The following is a 270-nucleotide window of genomic DNA, read 5'->3' on the forward strand; positions in this document are numbered from 1 at the left end:
GGATCACCTTGCTGAGGTCCACATCCTCCAGCGACGAGCGCTGGCCCTCGAGAGCGTTGGCCCCGACGGCGAGCGCATCCTTCGCCTTGTCGATGCGGGTCTGGCGTCCGCCGACCTCCGCGTGCTCTCCCACGATCGCCTTCATCCTGTCGTCGATCTCCGCCAGCCGCGGGGTGACGTTCACGCCGGTGCGGAGGTCGTTCGCAACGTTGTCGATCAGCGCGAACACCGACGTGGCGCCGGTTCCGAAGACCGAGGCTCCGTCGGCAT

Annotated in this window: 1 protein-coding gene; it reads right to left on the bottom strand. The window is 67.8% G+C overall.

The annotated features are described in order from the left end of the window. On the bottom strand, positions 1–270 hold a 270-nt coding region (locus SB756_RS30400; RefSeq protein ID WP_410913282.1), incomplete at both ends, for a flagellin.

The sequence above is a fragment of the Pseudomonas sp. SIMBA_068 genome (assembly GCF_046534705.1).
In the GTDB taxonomy this organism is placed as follows: domain Bacteria; phylum Pseudomonadota; class Gammaproteobacteria; order Pseudomonadales; family Pseudomonadaceae; genus Aquipseudomonas; species Aquipseudomonas putida.